15 protein-coding genes and 1 riboswitch are annotated in these 18,146 nt (G+C 48.9%); of the genes, 2 read left to right on the forward strand and 13 right to left on the reverse strand.

Going from position 1 to position 18,146, the window contains the following annotated elements:
* Nucleotides 1-41 precede the first annotated feature (41 nt).
* Both ACKX14_RS06995 and ACKX14_RS07000 read left to right on the forward strand, forming a co-directional pair.
* The gene (locus ACKX14_RS06995) at nucleotides 42-722 is read left to right on the forward strand and encodes an AzlC family ABC transporter permease (RefSeq protein WP_422446040.1); all 681 of its coding nucleotides are present in this window, start codon (nucleotides 42-44) and stop codon (nucleotides 720-722) included.
* Nucleotides 719-1,045 (forward strand): AzlD domain-containing protein, encoded by a 327-nt coding sequence (locus tag ACKX14_RS07000; RefSeq protein WP_422446042.1) that lies wholly within the window; start codon nucleotides 719-721, stop codon nucleotides 1,043-1,045. Before ACKX14_RS06995 ends, ACKX14_RS07000 begins: the two co-directional genes overlap by 4 nt.
* A 17-nt stretch (nucleotides 1,046-1,062) precedes the next feature.
* On the opposite strand, the gene ACKX14_RS07005 is transcribed toward ACKX14_RS07000, so the two are convergent.
* From ACKX14_RS07005 to ACKX14_RS07065, 13 genes are all read right to left on the reverse strand, one after another.
* Nucleotides 1,063-2,196: an MFS transporter gene (locus ACKX14_RS07005; protein WP_422446044.1), complete on the reverse strand. Its 1,134-nt coding sequence runs from the start codon at nucleotides 2,194-2,196 to the stop codon at nucleotides 1,063-1,065.
* A 1-nt stretch (nucleotide 2,197) separates the two neighbouring features.
* On the reverse strand, nucleotides 2,198-2,740 hold the full coding sequence (locus ACKX14_RS07010; RefSeq protein WP_422446046.1) for a Chromate resistance protein ChrB: 543 nt from the start codon (nucleotides 2,738-2,740) through the stop codon (nucleotides 2,198-2,200).
* 206 nt (nucleotides 2,741-2,946) lie between these two features.
* The gene (locus ACKX14_RS07015) at nucleotides 2,947-4,953 is read right to left on the reverse strand and encodes a sodium-translocating pyrophosphatase (protein WP_422446048.1); all 2,007 of its coding nucleotides are present in this window, start codon (nucleotides 4,951-4,953) and stop codon (nucleotides 2,947-2,949) included.
* Between the two features lie 37 nt (nucleotides 4,954-4,990).
* The gene (gene secG, locus ACKX14_RS07020; protein WP_422446050.1) at nucleotides 4,991-5,218 is read right to left on the reverse strand and encodes a preprotein translocase subunit SecG; all 228 of its coding nucleotides are present in this window, start codon (nucleotides 5,216-5,218) and stop codon (nucleotides 4,991-4,993) included.
* A gap of 397 nt (nucleotides 5,219-5,615) precedes the next feature.
* Nucleotides 5,616-6,902, reverse strand: a complete 1,287-nt coding sequence (gene eno / locus ACKX14_RS07025) for a phosphopyruvate hydratase (protein WP_422446052.1) — start codon at nucleotides 6,900-6,902, stop codon at nucleotides 5,616-5,618.
* Nucleotides 6,903-6,943: 41 nt separating this feature from the next.
* Nucleotides 6,944-8,464, reverse strand: a complete 1,521-nt coding sequence (gene gpmI / locus ACKX14_RS07030; RefSeq protein WP_422446170.1) for a 2,3-bisphosphoglycerate-independent phosphoglycerate mutase — start codon at nucleotides 8,462-8,464, stop codon at nucleotides 6,944-6,946.
* Between the two features lie 30 nt (nucleotides 8,465-8,494).
* The gene (gene tpiA, locus ACKX14_RS07035) at nucleotides 8,495-9,250 is read right to left on the reverse strand and encodes a triose-phosphate isomerase (protein WP_422446054.1); all 756 of its coding nucleotides are present in this window, start codon (nucleotides 9,248-9,250) and stop codon (nucleotides 8,495-8,497) included.
* Between the two features lie 67 nt (nucleotides 9,251-9,317).
* On the reverse strand, nucleotides 9,318-10,502 hold the full coding sequence (locus tag ACKX14_RS07040; RefSeq protein WP_422446056.1) for a phosphoglycerate kinase: 1,185 nt from the start codon (nucleotides 10,500-10,502) through the stop codon (nucleotides 9,318-9,320).
* Between the two features lies 1 nt (nucleotide 10,503).
* Nucleotides 10,504-11,535, reverse strand: a complete 1,032-nt coding sequence (locus tag ACKX14_RS07045) for a sugar-binding transcriptional regulator (protein WP_422446058.1) — start codon at nucleotides 11,533-11,535, stop codon at nucleotides 10,504-10,506.
* A 46-nt stretch (nucleotides 11,536-11,581) separates the two neighbouring features.
* Entirely contained in the window at nucleotides 11,582-12,595 is a 1,014-nt protein-coding gene (gene gap, locus ACKX14_RS07050; RefSeq protein ID WP_422446060.1) for a type I glyceraldehyde-3-phosphate dehydrogenase, read from the reverse strand.
* A 277-nt stretch (nucleotides 12,596-12,872) separates the two neighbouring features.
* A complete protein-coding gene (gene rpoN, locus ACKX14_RS07055) occupies nucleotides 12,873-14,264 on the reverse strand; it encodes an RNA polymerase factor sigma-54 (protein WP_422446062.1) in 1,392 nt (463 codons plus the stop codon).
* Between the two features lie 483 nt (nucleotides 14,265-14,747).
* Nucleotides 14,748-16,781, reverse strand: a complete 2,034-nt coding sequence (locus ACKX14_RS07060; protein WP_422446064.1) for a methyl-accepting chemotaxis protein — start codon at nucleotides 16,779-16,781, stop codon at nucleotides 14,748-14,750.
* A 186-nt stretch (nucleotides 16,782-16,967) separates the two neighbouring features.
* A complete protein-coding gene (locus ACKX14_RS07065; protein ID WP_422446066.1) occupies nucleotides 16,968-17,444 on the reverse strand; it encodes a chemotaxis protein CheW in 477 nt (158 codons plus the stop codon).
* Between the two features lie 165 nt (nucleotides 17,445-17,609).
* A riboswitch (cyclic di-GMP riboswitch) is annotated at nucleotides 17,610-17,697 on the reverse strand.
* Between the last annotated feature and the right edge of the window lie 449 nt (nucleotides 17,698-18,146).

The following is an 18,146-nucleotide window of genomic DNA, read 5'->3' on the forward strand; positions in this document are numbered from 1 at the left end:
ATCATAAGACTTAAACATCGAATTGTCCCGGAGGAAGATTCATGACTGCCCACGAAAAAAAACAGCTAATCTTCGGCGTAAAAAGGGCTGTGCCCATTGTCATGGGATATATACCGGTAGGTTTCGCCCTGGGAGTGCTCGCAGCCGATGCCGGTCTTACCCCCCTTCAAATCGGTATGATGTCTCTACTGGTATATGCGGGTTCCGCCCAATTCATAGCGGTCAGCATGCTGTCGACGGGAATGGGCCCTTTGCCCATAATAGCGACCACCTTTCTGGTGAACCTGCGCCACATCCTTTTTAGCGCGTCCTTGAGCCCCTATTTTAAGGAGATAAGCCGGAGACTTATTCCTTTCATTTCTTTTTACATTACCGACGAGAGCTTCGCGGTAAGCATCACCGACGTAAAGGAAGGAAACCTATCCCACGCTTATTTCCTGGGCCTTTATATAACTTCTTATTTGAGCTGGGTAGTAAGCACTGTTCTGGGGGCGGCCTTCGGCGCATTGATACCGGATACAAAAGCACTGGGCTTTGATTTTGCGCTGCCGGGCATGTTCATGGCACTACTGTGCATGCAGATTAAAGATTATAAGAATAAAGTTGTGGCCGCGGTAGCAGGGGGGTTGTCTATATTTTTCATATACACCGTCCCCGGAAACTGGAATGTTATTCTGGCTACGGTCATCGCAGCAGCAATAGGGGTGTTAATAGAAAAATGAGTATTGATGTAAACTACTTATACCTCATTATAGGGATGGGAATCGTAACATACCTTCCCCGCATGATTCCGGCTGCGGTTTTATCAAAAAGGAAAATCCCGGAACTCTTAATTAAATTCCTGAGCTATATACCTGCCGCGGTGCTGTCTGCTCTCTTTTTCCCCAGCGTATTGATGGTAGATAATAAAATAAGCATCAGCACGTCAAACACATTGCTGTTGACATCTTTGTTAACTTTCCCCCTGGCCTATAAGACGAGAAATATGTTTTTAACGGTAATTGCGGGCATGGTGATTATAGTCTTATTGAACAGGCTGGTTTAGTTTAATTTTCTCCCGGCTTATATCAAAAACCAAATGCCGGCCGCCGCTAAAACTCCCATAATCCCCCCAAAGTAGAAGGGGGCCGAGGCTCCGAAAAGGTTCCACAGCGTTCCGGCCAGGATGGACGCCGGGAGTAAGCCTATGCCCACCAGCGTGGCATGAAGCCCTATCAGCGTGCCTTTCAGCTCTTCGGGGGCGACGTCCGTTATAAAAGCTTTCTCCACCCCTTCAGTAAAAGCTATGTAAAAGCCGTAAATACCAAAAAGCGCCCAGATGGCAGCCGGCGTCTTAGCCAGTGCGAAACCAAAATACACCAGACCGTATACCATATAGCCCGCCACTATCATTATTTTTCTTCCTATCCTGTCCGATAAAAGCCCGGCCGGATAGGAGAACACGTCGTACACCACATTGTAGAGGAGATAAAGAAGGAGCACATTTTTGGCGTCAAACCCCACGTTCTGGGCCCTGAGAAGCAGGAACTGATTCGATGAATTGCCCAGGGTAAAGATGAACATGAGGATTAAAAATGCCTTCAGCCGGGCATCAAGAGCCTTCCAGTTCAGCGAGAGCTTTTTGGTTGTGTTCTTCACTTCGCCTGCTTTTTCCTTTATGAAAAACAGGATCAGGACGCCAAGAACCGCCGGAATGAGGGAATACAGGAAAACGGCATAATAATTCCCGGGATTTTTGGTCATGAAATAATAGGCCAGCACCACCCCTATAGCGGCGCCCAGGGTATCCATGGCCCTGTGAAGCCCGAAGGCCCTTCCGCGGCCGCCCGCATCGGCCGACTCGGCTATAAGGGCATCCCTGGGAGCCGTCCTTATCCCCTTGCCAAATCTATCCGCCACCCTTCCGAGCAGAACGAAATGCCAGGATGTGGCAAGATAAAGCAGCAGCTTGCCCAGAGTGGAAAATCCGTATCCGGCAATAGTAAAAGGTTTTCTCTTATTCATTTTGTCGGAAAAATATCCGGAAAACACTTTCAGGAGGCTGGCAAGACTTTCGGCTATTCCCTCAATGGTGCCAACAATAAGGGGAGTGGCCCCCAGCTTTGTAGTCAGGAATATGGGCAATAGAGGATAAACCATCTCGGTGCTTATATCAGTAAGGAGGCTTGTAAGCCCCAGCAATATAATGTTAAACATATCACATCGTCCCTTCTTTTTTATATATGGTCTGGGCAAATTCAAAAAACATCTCCCGGCATATTGCAAGCATTTCTTCGGCTTTTTGCCTCATCGACGCCTCAAAAAAATCCCTTTCTTTTATTTTTTCATACCATCTCGAAAGCTTTTCAAGTTCCTCATCGTTTTCCTCCAGTTCCGCAAAGGTGAAATTTTGCCTCTCCGTCTCTTTTTTTATTTCGTCAAAAAAGTCCTCGCACTTATCCATCAATTCCCTGTATTCCAGGTCCCTCTGTTCGTTAAATTTTGAAATGAGGGCTTTTTCACCTTCTCCGGAAAGATTGATCACTTCGAATAATAACGCCTCTCCCCCCGATGTCTTGATTTCCTCCACCAGGCCGGTAAATTCTTCCGCCAGATGGTTTATTTTTGGATATATGGCCACCGATTGCTGCAGGTAAAGTGCACCCATGTCTTTTATTTTGCGCCATGCCCTGACGCGTAAAGTGGAAGGCTCTGCCGGCACTTTATAAATTAAAATCATCCAGGATAAACGTTCTTTCACGAGCTCACCCCTATGCAACATTTGTTTATATTTTAAATTGTAACATATGTTACACCACAATGCAATTATCAGTTTTTAATTTTCACTCTGATGCTTTATTAAGATTTCTCTATAACAAAAACAAGAGTAAGAAATTATTGCAGCATGATCAAAACAAAAAAGCAAGGATTCCAGGACGAATCCCTGCTTTTTTATGCGTACCCCGCTTATCTCATAAACAGCGGCGCGAATACCAGTGAGACAATGGTCATTAATTTTATCAGGATGTTGAGGGACGGCCCGGATGTATCTTTAAAGGGGTCGCCCACGGTATCTCCCACCACCGCCGCGGCATGGGTGGGTGTGCCCTTCCCGCCGTAGTTGCCCGATTCAATGTATTTTTTGGCATTGTCCCATGCTCCGCCGGAGTTGGCCATCTGAATGGCTATCATTACGCCCGTTACAAGAGCGCCGGCCAGCAGTCCTCCGAGGGCTTCTTTGCCGAAGATGAGCCCCACGGCCAGAGGGGCAACGACGGCCAGGAGTCCCGGGATTATCATTTCCTTCAATGCAGCCGAGGTGCTGATGTCAACGCATCTGGCATAGTTGGGCTTTGCTTTGCCTTCCATCAGCCCGGGTATTTCCTTGAACTGCCTTCTCACTTCTTCTATCATATGAAATGCGGCTTTGCCGACGGCTTCCATGGTCATGGCCGAGAATAGATATGGCAGCATGCCGCCAATTAAGAGGCCCATGATGACATCCGCCCTGAGAAGGTTAATCCCTTCCTTTAGCCCTGCGGCAGTGGTGTAGGCTGAAAACAGAGCCAGCGCCGTCAGGGCAGCGGACCCTATGGCAAACCCCTTGCCGATAGCGGCGGTGGTGTTGCCCACGGAGTCGAGCTTATCGGTTATCTTCCTGACATCGGGCGGCAGTTCCGACATCTCGGCAATTCCGCCGGCGTTGTCGGCTATGGGGCCGTAGGCGTCTACGGCAACGGTCATGCCTGTGGTGGAAAGCATTCCTATGGCCGCCAGGGCAATACCGTAAAGACCTGCGAATTTATAAGCTATTATTATGGCAAAAGCTATGAACAGCACCGGTAGGGCTGTGCTCTTCATACCCACCGCAAGACCCGATATGATGTTGGTGGCAGGCCCCGTCTGGGAAGACATGGCTATGCCCTGTACCGGGGCGTTGTCGGCTGATGTGTAGTATTCTGTTATCATTCCTATAATTATTCCCACAATGATTCCCGAAGTGGTGGCGTAAAATACTCCCAGTTCGCCTAATAGCATCCTGCTTAAAAAGAACGACGCTATTATGACCAATATCCCGCTGGCAAATGTGCCGTTAGACAGGGCCTTCTGTGGGTTGGCCCCTTCGCCGGTCCTGACGAAAAGGGTACCTATGATGGAACTCAAGATTCCCGCCGCGGCTATTATCATCGGAAAGATTATCCCTTTTATGCCGTAAGTCTGCCCGGTGGCGGTGCTCACCGCCACGGCGCCTATGGCCATGCCGGATACAATGGAACCAACATAGGACTCAAAGAGATCCGCACCCATTCCGGCAACGTCGCCCACATTATCTCCCACGTTGTCGGCGATAACCGCGGGGTTTCTCGGGTCGTCCTCGGGTATGCCCGCCTCGACCTTTCCCACAAGGTCCGCCCCCACGTCTGCGGCCTTGGTGTATATGCCGCCACCCACCCTGGCGAAGAGTGCTATGGAGCTGGCTCCAAGGGCGAACCCGTTTATCACGTCAAAGCTTTTTACGTCGGCGGGATCGCCGAACACAAAGTAGAGTATGCCGAGCCCCAAAAGGCCCAGGCCCACCACGGACATCCCCATGACCGCCCCGCCGGAAAAGGCTATGGAGAGGGCCTTATTCTGCCCTTCCCTGGCCGCGTTGGCGGTGCGTACATTCGCCCTGGTGGCCACGTTCATGCCTATAAATCCGGCCAGAACCGAAGCTACGGTACCCGTTATGTAGCTCACGGCCGTCTGCCAGTTGATGAATATGCTTATCACGGCAAACATCACTATTACGAACATGGCAAGCGCCCTGTATTCCCTAAAAAGAAAAGCCATAGCTCCTTCATGTATGGCATCGGAAATTTCTTTCATCCGGTCGGTTCCCACAGGGCTTTTAACCACACGCATGGCAAGCATGCATGCAAAAGCTAAAGCTGCGATTCCCATGATTGGTGCAATAACTATTAAGTTTTCCATTTAAATGTCCCTCCAAAAATTTTACGTAAATACATGGTTAGCGCAAGAAAACCATCATCACGATGGACATAGCCAGAAAAGCCACGGCAAGGATTTCCGTAAACCGTGCCAGCTTATCGTCGATACCCTTCTTTTTGCCAAAGAAGGTTTCGGCACCGCCGGCGATGCTCCCCGAAAGGCCGGCACTTTTACCGGACTGGAGCAAAACCGTCGCAATGAGGCCCAGACATATTAATAAATACACAATAATCAGGAAAATCTCCATCAGAACACCTCCCGTATAAATTCAACGAATGTATTTTATCACAAAGCCCTTAAAAACTCAACATTTGCAGGAAAATAAATGCGGTATATATTCTTGAAATTGTATACAATAAATCACAAATAGCCACATTTTAGCAGCTATAATTTAATTTAAATACATCATTATTATGGAATTATCTTCAATTAATACCGCATATTCTCCGATATATGCCTGTATATCGCATTTATATCCACCTACACGGCAACTTTTCCCGTTAAATATGAAAGCTTTACTGCCGCTGAAGCATTGACTATATATTTTTCAAACACTTTTGATAAAATTCATAGGTGACCGGAATTTCTCCGGTCACCATGAGTTTGCCCTCTTGTGCTTTTTATCCCCATTTCGTTTGGATATTTTACCGCTTTATATTATAGAAAGCCCCAAGTCCCAGATACTGTGCCGCCATATCCAGCTCTCCCTCTATTCTGAGCAGCTGGTTGTACTTGGCCACCCTGTCGGTGCGGGAAGGCGCCCCCGTCTTTATCTGCCCGGCGTTGACGCCCACGACAAGGTCGGCGATTGTAGTGTCCTCGGTTTCTCCTGAACGATGGGACACCACCGCGGTATATCCAGCTCTTTCGGCCATCTGGATGGCGTCGAGGGTTTCGGTGAGTGTTCCTATCTGATTCAGCTTTATCAGTATGGAGTTGGCAACGCCCATCTCAATACCCCTTGAGAGGCGCTCTGTGTTGGTCACGAAGAGGTCGTCGCCCACCAGCTGTACCTTTTTGCCGAGGCTTTGGGTCAGCAGCTTCCACCCCTCCCAGTCTTCCTCGGCCATGCCGTCTTCAATGGATATGATGGGGTATTTCTCGATAAGGTGGGAATAGTAATCCACCATACCGGCGGAATCGTACTCCAGGCCTTCTCCCTTTAACTGGTATTTTCCGTCGCTGTAAAGTTCCGAAGATGCTATGTCGAGGGCCACATATATGTCTTTGCCGGGGGTGTAGCCGGCCTTTTCAATGGCTTCCACAATGAATTTTATGGCTTCTTCATTGGAAGAAAGGTTCGGCGCAAAGCCGCCCTCATCGCCGACGGTGGTGCTGAGGCCTTTTTCGGCCAGGACCTTTTTCAGGGCGTGAAAGGTTTCTGCGCCCATTCTGAGGGCATGGGCAAAATTCTCCGCTCCCACCGGCATTATCATGAACTCCTGAATGTCCACATTGTTATCCGCGTGTTTGCCGCCGTTTAAAATGTTCATCATCGGGATGGGAAGCACCTTGGCGTTGGCGCCACCGATATAGCGGTACAGGCTCAACCCCAGGAAGTTGGCGGCCGCCCTGGCGCAGGCCAGTGAGACTCCGAGGATGGCGTTGGCCCCGAGCTTGCCTTTATTGGAGGTGCCATCCAGGTCAATCAGCAATTTATCTATGCCAACCTGATCAAGGGCGTCCTTCCCCTGCAGTTCAGGCGCAATGACATTATTCACATTTTCCACGGCCTTGAGTACACCCTTGCCGCCGAACCTCTTCATGTCTTTATCCCTTAGCTCCACCGCCTCGAACTGGCCGGTGGAGGCTCCAGACGGAACCGCGGCACGTCCCACAGTCCCATCTTCGAGCACCACTTCCACTTCCACCGTGGGATTTCCGCGGGAATCGAGTATTTCTCTGGCAAACACATCAAGTATTGTAGACATTTTTACCACCTTTCCTTTATCCATATTATTGAATTATTTTATTATCCTTCTATCAGCGACTCTCCCGTCATTTCTTTGGGCTTTTCTATATTTAAAAGTTCCAGCATGGTAGGAGCCACATCGGCCAGCTTTCCGGAGCGCAGGCGGCAGCTTTTGTCGCCCACCAGGATAAACGGCACCGGGTTGCAGGTATGAGCCGTGTGAGGTTCACCGCTCCCGTAGTCTACCATCTGCTCGGCATTGCCGTGGTCCGCCGTTATTAATACTTTACCGCCTCTTTCCCTGACCGCTTCTACCACAAGGCCAATACACTTGTCAACGGCTTCGATGGCCTCCTTCGCTGCCTCAAACACGCCGGTATGCCCCACCATGTCGGGATTTGCGTAATTCAGTATTATGACATCATATACGTCTTCCTTTATCTTCTCTATGACCTTATCAGTCACCTCATAGGCGCTCATCTCGGGTTTCTGGTCGTAGGTGGCCACTTTGGGCGAGGGTATCAGTATCCGATCCTCGCCGGGATACGACTTTTCAACCCCACCGTTGAAGAAAAAGGTGACGTGGGCGTATTTTTCGGTTTCTGCAATCCTCAGCTGCTTTAACCCTTCCCGGGAAATCACTTCCGCAAATATGTTTTCCAGCGACTGAGGTTTATAGGCAACTTCCGCATTCTGTATTTTCACATCGTACTGGGTCATGCACACGTAATGTACCGGTAAAAATCCCCTTTTTCTTTTAAATCCGTCAAAATTCTCGTTACAAAAGGCATAGGTAAGCTGTCTTGCCCTGTCGGGGCGGAAGTTAAAGAAAATAATGGAGTCGCCCTCTTCAACGGTCGCCTTCGGGTTGCCGCTTTCATCAACGATAACGGTAGGCGTGACAAACTCGTCAGTCTCCTCCCTGGCATAGCTCTTCTCCACGGCTTCCATGGCGCTTTTTGCCGTTAGACCCTCCCCGAAGACTATGGCGTTGTAAGCCTTCTCCGTCCTGTCCCAGCGCCTGTCCCTGTCCATGGCATAATAACGCCCGGATACGGTAGCAATCTTGCCCACGCCCAGCTCATCCATAACCTTCTCGATCTGCTTTATATATACCTCGGCATTGGCCGGAGGCACATCCCTACCGTCCAGGAAAGCATGGAGAAAAACCTTTTTCAACCCTCTCTCCCCCGCCAGCCTGAGGAGGGCTGTCACGTGGTCAATGTGACTGTGGACTCCGCCGTCGGACAAAAGCCCCATCAGGTGCAGGGCCCTGTTTTCCTTCAGCGCATGGTCAACAGCCCCGATGAGGACCTGATTCCTGTAAAAATCCCCATTTTTTATATCCTCGCTGATTCGCGTATACTCCTGGTATACCACCCTGCCGGCCCCGAGGTTCAAATGCCCAACTTCCGAATTGCCCATTTGACCTTCCGGCAGGCCCACGGCAAGGCCGCTGGCCTCAAGAGTGGTACTGGGATAATGGTGCAGTAGCCGGTCAAAATTAGGGGTACGGGCTTTCATTATGGCATTGCCTTCGGACCGCGAATTTAATCCCCACCCGTCCAGTATCATCAACATCAAAGGTTTTTTCGGCACTTTCTTCAACTCCTAATCCTGATTAAAGGCTGCAATTTCATAGAAGCTATCGGGTTTAAGGCTGGCGCCCCCCACCAGAGCCCCGTCTATGTCGGGCTGGCTCATAAGGTCCTTTATATTGTCGGGCTTGACGCTGCCCCCATAGAGGATCCTGACTTTTTCCGAAACACCTTTGTCAAAAAGCTCCGATATTTTTCTCCTGATGGCGGCAATAACCTCCTGGGCATCGGTACTGGAAGCGGTGCGACCGGTACCGATGGCCCAAATGGGCTCGTAAGCAAAGACGACCTTCTCCGTTTCTTCAGAAGCCAGACCCTCCAGCGCCTTTTGCACCTGGGACAGTACCAGGGACATGGTGATGCCCTGTTCCCTCTGCTCAAGGGTTTCCCCCACACAGACGATGGGTGTTAAACCGTATTTCAGCGCCGCCTTTATTTTTTTATTCACCGTCTCATCGGTTTCCGCAAAATACTGCCGCCGCTCCGAGTGACCTATTATGACATAATCGCATGGGATTTCCGCAAGCATGGCCGGTGATACCTCCCCGGTAAAGGCGCCTTTTTCCTCCCAGTGCATATTCTGGCCTCCGAGCTTCACTTTCGTACCCTTTATTCTTTCGGCCGCCGCCCAGAGGCTCGTAAAAGGCGGGCATATGACCACTTCCGCCTCCGGCTCTTTCACCTTTGGCAAAAACGAATCCAGGAAATCCATGGTTTCTTTTACGGTACTGTGCATCTTCCAATTGCCTGCTATAAGCGGCTTTCTCATTCCAAACACCTCCCGAAACAGAGTATTCCCGGCGAAAAACCAAACCGGCGAAGTTTGCCCGTACACACTACCTGTCATTCAGCACAGCCACTCCCGGCAGTTCTTTACCCTCCAGGAATTCCAGCGACGCCCCTCCGCCGGTGGAAACGTGAGTCATGGCATCTGCGAAGCCCAGCTGTTCCACCGCCGCGGCTGAATCCCCGCCGCCTATTATGGTTATGGCTTTGGATTCGGCCATGGCCCGCGCAACGGCCAGGGTTCCTTCCGCAAAGGCCCTTATTTCAAATACTCCCATAGGTCCGTTCCACACCACGGTCCCGGCACCTTTAATAACCCGGGCGAATTTTTCCCTGGTCCGTTCGCCGATATCCACACCCATCATGTCCGCCGGAATCTCGCTCACGGGGACGGTCTTATAAGGCTGCCCTTCTTTGAGTTCGGGCGTCACCACCACGTCTTCGGGCAGGAGGAGATTTACCCCCCTTTCCTTTGCCTGCTTTATAAGTGACGCGGCCAGTTCAACCTTATCTTCCTCCAGCAGAGACTTTCCGATTTCGTACCCCATGCTCTTCAAAAACGTATAGGCCATCCCCCCGCCTATGAGCAGCGAATCGACTTTACCCAGCAGGTTCTGGATAACGCCTATCTTATCCCCCACTTTTGCCCCGCCCAGTATGGCCACAAATGGCCTGTCCGGGTTTTCCAGAGCCTTGCCCATGGTCTCAATCTCTTTCTTCATCAGGAAACCTGCCCCGGAGGGTAAAAATTCCGCCACCCCGGCCGTGGAAGCGTGAGCCCTGTGGGCGGTGCCAAAGGCGTCGTTTATGTATATGTCTGCAAGGCCGGCAAGTTTTTTAGCAAATTCTCTGTCATTTTTCTCTTCTTCGGCGTAAAACCTTACATTTTCCAGCAGCAGCACATCTTTAGGCTTCATGGCCGCCACGGCTTTTTCGGCGGGCTCTCCTATACAGTCTTCAGCCATCGCCACATCTTGGCCCAGAATCTGCGAAAGCCTTTTCGCCACAGGTGCCAGGCTGTATTTCTTGTTCACTTTGCCCTTGGGCCTTCCCAGGTGGGAAACCAGTATGACCTTTGCGTTGTGGTCAATAAGGTATTTTATAGTGGGAATCGCCGCCCTTATGCGGGTATCGTCGGTAATCCTGCCCTCTTCATCCATCGGAACATTAAAATCAACCCTCACAAGAACCCTCTTGCCTTCCACGTTGAAATCTTCCAGGGTTTTTTTGTTCAATTCACTCGCCTCCTTCTAATTCCAGCAGCCTCCTGGCCGCTCCTTCGTCGGTAATCAAAACCGTAGGTAGATGGTATTTTAAAAAGGCTTGAATGGCGGGCGCCTTGCTGGCGCCGCCCGCTATGGCGATAACAACCCTGATGTTCTTAAGGTCTTTTATTGAAAGCCCCACACTGGTTGTGGTATAGACTATTTCTCCGTTTTTGTTAAAATAAAAACCAAATGCCTCGGCAACGGCGCCGGTTTTTTTAATCGCCACGATTTCCTCCTCGGGAAGACCCCGCCGCCGGGCCATCTCCTCGGCGCCGCCTATACCGTGGAGAAGGATGTCGGCCCGGCGTATGATGTCAATAACTTCTCTTATGCCGGGCTCCCGCACTATTGACTCCATGGCTTTATCTCCAAGGTTGTCGGGCACGTACAGGAGCCTGTACTGGGCGCCGAGCTTTGCCGCCAGTTCCGCGGCTATGGTGTTTGACTGGATTTCAACCCTTTCCCCAAGTCCTCCCCTGCCGGGCACCACAATCACGTCTTCAAACCCGCTTACAGGACTTAAGTTCCTGGGGACCTGCGCCATGGTGGTGCCGCCGGTTACGGCCACCACATCACCGTTTTTTAGAGAAGCTTTCAAGAAAGCCGCCGCTTCTTTTCCGAGTTGTTTTTTTATCGTCTCATCCTCATCCGAATTACCCGGAACGATTATCACATTACCGCAGTGAAACCTCTGTTTTATATTCTCTTCCACAGTCTTTAAGCCTTTTAAATAGAAAAAAAAGCCCTCCAGCCCGGAAATCAAATTCTCCCCTGTGCTCGATACTTTCATACCTTTCGCGTCTACTTCAATAAGGCCGAGTTCCTCCAGCCGCTTTACTTCGGTTCTCAGGGACCTTTCGGACCACGAAAGGATGGCGGACAGCGCCCGCCTGCCGATAGGCTGGTTGAAATAGATGTTTCTCAAAATGGTGTATCTATCTTCAATCGCCTGAACCGTTTCCGGAGCAATTTTTTTGAGCAGTTCCACGACATCTTCCATGAAAAATCTCCTTAGCATAAAATAGCCCAATAAATGGGCTATTTTTTTATAATCCCTTTTCAGCTATGTATTTTACCAGATCCATTACTCTGTTGGAATACCCCCATTCATTGTCGTACCAGGATATTACCTTCACAAAATCGTCTTCAATCACCATGGTGGAGAGGCCGTCAACTATGGATGAGAGCTCGCATCCTTTGAAATCCATGGACACCAGCGGCTCTTCGGTATATCCCAGGATCCCCTTCATTTTTCCTTCCGCCGCCTCTCTCAATGCGTCGTTTACCTGCTCCGCCGTGGCGCTCTTTTCCAGAAGGCAGGTGAAGTCCACAATGGAAACGGTGGGAGTGGGGACTCTCAGCGCAAAGCCGTTCAATTTTCCGGCCAGCTCGGGGATAACGAGGGCGACGGCCTTCGCGGCTCCGGTAGTGGTGGGAATGATATTTAGCGCTGCAGCCCTAGCCCTTCTTAAATCCTTGTGAGGCAGATCCAGTATCCTCTGGTCGTTGGTGTAGGAGTGGACGGTGTTCATGAGCCCCTTCTTTATGCCGAAATTGTCCATCAGGACTTTGGCTACCGGTGCCAGGCAGTTGGTGGTGCAGGATGCGTTGGAAATCACGTGGTGCTTTCTGGGATCGTATTTTTCCTCATTGACGCCCATGACTATGGTGATGTCCTCTCCCTTGGCCGGGGCGCTGATTATGACCTTTTTGGCTCCGCCGGATTCAATGTGTTTTACGGCTTTATCTTTAGACGTAAAAACTCCCGAAGACTCCACCACAATATCCACACCCAGGTCTTTCCATGGTATGTTGGCCGGGTCTTTTTCGGCAAACACCTTAACCTCTTTGCCGTTTACCACCAGCGAAGAATCCTTTGCTTCCACTTGAGCGTCAAAGGTTCCGAAGACCGAGTCGTACTTTAAAAGATGCGCCAGGGTTTTGGTGTCGTAAAGATCGTTGATGGCTACAATTTCTATTTCGGGGTGTTTTTTAAATGCGGCTTTGAAGGAGTTCCTGCCAATACGGCCAAATCCGTTGATACCGACTTTAATGCTCATTTGATCTTCCTCCTTGAAATATTCTTATTGTTAATTTTTGCATATTTAATAAACTTTTATTCAGCCCTTCACCTCCCGGGACATATATAGTCCCTATAGTATAAATTATGTCCCATATGTACCAAAAAATTAGGGGCTTTATACCTCTCTAATCAAAGAAATTTTAAGTTTCAATACCGGTAAACATACCCTTTAATATATCTCTATCTTATTAGATATTTTCTACACCATTGAACAAATTCCTGCCTGCAAAAAAAATTTTTATGGTCACATTTTCTCAGTATCTTTTTCTCTTGGCCGATGAAGGAATTCCGGTCTCCTCCCTGTACTTGGCCACCGTTCTCCTGGAAATCACAATCCCTTTCTTTTTGAGATTATCAGCTATTTTCTGATCGCTTAAAGGGTTATACGGGTCCTCCCCTGCCACCATTTCTTTTATCATCTTCTTTATGCTCTCGGACGAAATGGAAGAGCCGTCAACATTGTCCAGACCGTTTTTGAAGAAAAACTTCAATTCAAACAGACCCCGGGGAGTTTGAACGTATTTACCGCTTATGGCCCTCGAAACGGTGGATTCGTGTACGCCTATTTTATCGGCTATCTGCTTGAGAGTCAACGGCTTCAAACAGGTAATACCGTAATCGAGAAAATCTCTCTGCACATCCACAATGGATTTTATCACCTTGCTCAACGTTATGCGGCGCTGCTCAATGCTCTTGATCAGCCACAGTGCGGAATCGAGCTTATGGGCCAAGAACTTTGATATCGTTGATTCTTTGTCCTCCGAATACAGCAGCGAGCGGTAATAAGGGTTTATCGAAAGCCTCGGGGCTATGGTGTCGTTCATCACAACCACATATTCGTCGCCCACTTTTTGTATTATCGCGTCGGGGACTATATACTGCGTATCATTGGTTGCTGAAAAGTTCCTCCCGGGCTTGGGGTCGAGAGTAAGGATGAGGTCTTTCAGCCGCTGCACTTCCGCCAGCGTAATGTTTAAAGCTTCGGCTATGCGCGTGTAACGGGCTTCCGCCAGGTCTTTAAGATGATTCTCGATGAGCCGCCGGATATTGGGGCTGTCAATATTTTTCTGCTCCACCTGTATCAAAAGACATTCCTTCAAATTGCGGGCACCCACTCCTGCCGGTTCGAAGGTCTGGATCAATTTTAAAACCCTTTCCACTTCCTCTTCAGGCACCCTCAAAAGCTCCGCCGCTTCCCGGGTGCTTATGGCCAGATATCCCCTTTTATCCAGATTTCCTATTAAAAACTCTCCTATTTTAAAGCCTATTTTTGATACGTTTGACAGGTGCAGTTGCATCATGAGGTGCTCCTGCAGCGAGGGGGGTGAAGAAACGAAGTTCTCAAAGCTCGTTTCCTCTTCCCTCTTTTCTCTGGGAAATCTTATAAAGTCCAGGTCGGAGCAGTCCTGGAAATATTCCTCCCAGTCGATATTGTCGGAATCTTTTTGGCGCAATTTGTCGAACGTCTCATCCGGTTTCGGCCCATCCTCGCTTACTTCCAGCAAAGGATTATTTAAGATCTCCTGTTCGATATACTCATCAAGTTCCAGCGAGGACAGTTGCAGTATGGTAATCGCCTGGCGCAGTTCCGGGGTCATGACAAGTTTTTGCGTCTGCAAAAGCGAAAGTCCGTAATTCATCTGCATCTTTTATACCCCCCAAAGCCCCTGAATAAATCTTCTATATAATATTTTATTCTATAAAACATTAATATTTCCTCTTTTTCCGAAAAATTTGCATACCTCCACTGTCGGCGGCTGACAACCACGTTTAAACTGTTATAATATACTGATTTACAATAATTATATCATAAAACCGTTTTTTGGGGAAGCTTGTCGAAAATGTTGGTCGCGTAAAGTTTTTTTAAGGCTTATCCATCTGCCAGGGGGTGTTCTGGGCATCGACAGATACTTTTTTGAAACTATTTCAGTATTTGAAGAAGCGTGGTATCGATCAAAAGCAGACCCATTTTTTTGCATAGCCTGAACCCTTTGGCGTCAGACCAGCGGCTTTGGCCCCTGTATGAGTTTGCCTTCAAAGTGTATATAGGCGTTATTGTAGTTTTAACAGAGAAGGCCGGTCAGCAGTAGAATAAATGCAACCGGCCTTCGTCCAGGCGCCATCTAACCCTACACCTTGAAGCGCTCCACCTGCTCTTCCAGCCGTTTGGCTACTTCCAGGACCTGCTGGGCATTGGTGGCTATCTCTTGGGTGGAGGCGGAAAGCTCTTCTGCAGAGGCCGATATCTCTTGCGCTGAAGCCGAAGTCTCCTGCGCCACTGAGCTTATGCTCTGGACCCGGTCCAGGACTGCGTCTTTCGCCTTCACGGTGCCGTCTACTTCACGATAGGTCGCTTCAATCATGGGCGCTATCGCTGTTACCGAATCGAGTATATTGTCAAAGGCCTTAACGGTGCGCTCTACATTCTCCAGCTGGCTGGTTACCTGCTCCGATACTTCTTCTGAGGTGGCCACCACTTCTTCGGTTTCTGAAGTTATGTTGTTCAGTAGAGCTCTTATCCTGTCCGAAGATATGCGGGATTGTTCTGCCAGTTTGCGCACTTCATCCGCCACCACCGCGAAGCCGCGGCCCGCTTCCCCGGCGCGCGCCGCTTCAATGGCAGCATTCAAGGCCAGCAAATTCGTCTGGTCCGCTATATCGTTAATAACATCCAGGATCTCTCCCACCTGGCTGACTGAACCTTTAAGCACATCGAGCCTTTCTACCACCACCTTGAAAGCCTCACGGGCACCGTTGATAGATACTATGAGACTGTCCAGCTCCTTCTTTCCGGTGTCGGCCAGTCGGGAAGTCTCTTCGCTGTTGGTTTTAACCCGACTGAGTTCGCCGTAGACTTTGTCCAGACTTGTCGTTATGTTCTTTACGAGGTCCACAATCTCCTGCAAATGACCCGCTTGATCGGAAGCTCCCGAAGCTACCTGCTGGATGGCGTTCGCCACTTCGCCGGAAGATGAGGCGATCTCTTCGGAGGTTGCGCTTAAGGTTTCGGAGTTTCCGGCCAGGGTTTTAGCGTCGTTTCTAAGATCCGCCAGCAGCGGTTTGATGTTCGCCTGCAGACGGTCAATTGCCTGGGCCAGCTTCCCTATCTCATCCTTTTTACGCAGGAATACCTCTGGAACCGGCCGCGTAAAGTCGCCATTTGCTACCTGACCTAAATGAGCCACCGCCAGGATTAAGGGTGTTGTAATTGATCTTGCAAAGACAAAAGTCAGCACCAGGGCAATTAGAATTATTATTATAGACACAACAAAAACAGACCTCCTGAGGCCTGACAGCCGTGCCAGGACCTCCGCTTTGGGAGCAGTAACGGCTAAAGACCAGCCGGTGCTCTTTATCGGAGCGTAGGCTATTAATTTGTCTTGCCCCTGGAAGGTATAGGCGGCAATACCTTCCTCGCCATTTGCCATCCTGGAAATTACCGCTGCCAAAGGAGCTAAGGCCTGGTTTGATTTGGCAAGTTCGATGATATTCTCCTGGCCTGTCACTTTCTCCGCTTCTTTATGGGCAATTGTCTTTCCCGTGCCGTCAACTGCGAAGGCATATCCCGTGCGTCCATAAGTGATTGCCTCCACCAGCTCACTGAACTTTGCCGCATCCACTATACCTATCAGCACACCGGTTATCTCATTGGTGGCGTAATGGTGTATAGGTGCGGCATAAACAAACACGACCGAATTATCTACTTTGCTGACAATAGTGCTGTATACAAACGTTTTGCCTTCCAGGGCCGCCTTGAAGTAATCCCGGTCCGCGAGATTGGCAGTGCTGCCGTCAGGATAAACTGCAATCCCTGCTTTATCAACGATTCCAAATCGTTTGAATCCCAGGCTCTCCGCCCTTTTCTGCTCATCCTCCAGGGCTTTCATCTTTTCCTCCATTGTAGCTTCACGGTCTCCCTGAATACCCCGGATGACATTTCTGGCGGCTATGCCTTCCACTACGTAAATACGGGCCTGAACGCGACTGTTCACGGTTTCGGCGGCCTGCTTGGCCACTTTAAGCATCGCATCTTTTGCTTCGCATCCCAATGCATTTCCGGCTTCGCTTTCGCTTATATAAGCCAGAATCAAACATCCGACAAGAACTATTAACCCGAACAGAGCGGTCATTCTACCGCGCAAGCTTCCCGTGTATCTTTTCATTCCGTCGGTCGCCCCGGATTCGTTAAAGATTCAATCCTTTTGGGCAACCGGTACCCCCTTTCTAATATTCGTCCTCAAATTTTATTGTCGGTAATTTTATCCGGTGAAGAATACAGTCCAGCTAAATGCTTAAACAATCTGCTTCAGCGGCTTAAATTTAATTTTTTTGAACATATGTGTATAATTCTATGTATCTGCTATCCATCCCGTTCCTTTCTGGCCTATATGTTCAATCATTTCTCTTTCTTTTGCTTCAAACAGCAGGTCAAGTCTTATTATGATAATAAGTTTATCGTCCTTCCTGGCCAGTCCATCTACAAAAGCCGCGTTTATAGTGGCCACAGCAGGAACATGCTCAATAGAATTTTCTTCTACAGTGGTCACTTCTGCAACGGAATCAACCACCAACCCTGCTTCTTGGCCGGATATGTTTGTTATTATTATCCTGGTATCTTTTGTCTTATCCGCTTTTTCAAGCCCAAAGCGTTCTTTCAGATCAATGACCGGTATTATCTTCCCCCTTAAATTTACTATGCCCTCTACAAAATTTGGCGCGCTTGGTATTTTTGTAGCAGGCGTATCTCTGATTATTTCTCGTACGTCAAATATATTCAGGCCGTAAAGCTCACCCGCCAGTTCAAATACTACCAGCTGCCTGGCCACACAATTTCCCTCCTTTTCTTTAACAAAGTCAATCGAAGCAGCATCTGCATCCGCCCTGGTCTGTCAGCCAAACCCGCTCTGCACCTCCTTTTGTGAATATATTGCTAACGGCCGCCATGAGGGCGGCCGTTAGGAATCATCAAAAATCATAAGTTTGCTTACTCCCACGGCAACCCGGCAGCCATATCCTTTAAACGGACTTAGGCCCGCGGCTTTGCGTCCTCGCCTTTCGACGAGTTTGCCCTTTTCGGTAAGGTCATTTCTTCCATCACCAATGTACTGGAAGACATTCATTCATTGATGGCGGATTTGAGACCAATTTAGAAATTTCCTCTGCTTTGATTATCAGTAACGCCAGAAAATTGGCATTCGGAGATTAATAATTCGACACATTTCACAAAAATCCCTCTTTATTTTTAGAAAATTATTATTTTACTTTTTTTTTTTTTTTTTTTTTGAATATTTATATTTATATTTATATTATGTCTTTTCTTATTGGTGAACCTTCTGCGCACCCGAAGCCGCTCTGGAAAGATATGAAATAATATTGTCAAAATTTAATTTATTTTCAATAAAGCAAGCGGGGTCATTTCGTATTAAATGCTGTTCTTTAGTCAAAGTTTTGTTACAGCCTGTGTAAATTTTTTCAGGGGCAAAAAAAATTGACCCACCCCCGGCGAAATATTCCTCTGATATTACCGC

Origin of the sequence: Thermorhabdus hydrogeniformans (assembly GCF_049310025.1) — a bacterium.
Taxonomy (GTDB): Bacteria; Bacillota; Thermosediminibacteria; order Thermosediminibacterales; family Tepidanaerobacteraceae; genus JBJYKD01.

Coding starts and splice junctions, on each gene's coding strand:
- secG (WP_422446050.1), bottom strand. CDS start 5,218: ATGGAGATTTTCCTGATTATTGTGTATTTATTAATATGTCTGGGCCTC.
- ACKX14_RS07060 (WP_422446064.1), bottom strand. CDS start 16,781: ATGAAAAGATACACGGGAAGCTTGCGCGGTAGAATGACCGCTCTGTTC.
- ACKX14_RS07015 (WP_422446048.1), bottom strand. CDS start 4,953: ATGGAAAACTTAATAGTTATTGCACCAATCATGGGAATCGCAGCTTTA.
- gap (WP_422446060.1), bottom strand. CDS start 12,595: ATGAGCATTAAAGTCGGTATCAACGGATTTGGCCGTATTGGCAGGAAC.
- tpiA (WP_422446054.1), bottom strand. CDS start 9,250: ATGAGAAAGCCGCTTATAGCAGGCAATTGGAAGATGCACAGTACCGTA.
- ACKX14_RS07000 (WP_422446042.1), top strand. CDS start 719: ATGAGTATTGATGTAAACTACTTATACCTCATTATAGGGATGGGAATC.
- eno (WP_422446052.1), bottom strand. CDS start 6,902: ATGTCTACAATACTTGATGTGTTTGCCAGAGAAATACTCGATTCCCGC.
- ACKX14_RS06995 (WP_422446040.1), top strand. CDS start 42: ATGACTGCCCACGAAAAAAAACAGCTAATCTTCGGCGTAAAAAGGGCT.
- rpoN (WP_422446062.1), bottom strand. CDS start 14,264: ATGCAGATGAATTACGGACTTTCGCTTTTGCAGACGCAAAAACTTGTC.
- ACKX14_RS07005 (WP_422446044.1), bottom strand. CDS start 2,196: ATGTTTAACATTATATTGCTGGGGCTTACAAGCCTCCTTACTGATATA.
- ACKX14_RS07045 (WP_422446058.1), bottom strand. CDS start 11,535: ATGGAAGATGTCGTGGAACTGCTCAAAAAAATTGCTCCGGAAACGGTT.
- gpmI (WP_422446170.1), bottom strand. CDS start 8,464: ATGTTGATGATACTGGACGGGTGGGGATTAAATTCGCGGTCCGAAGGC.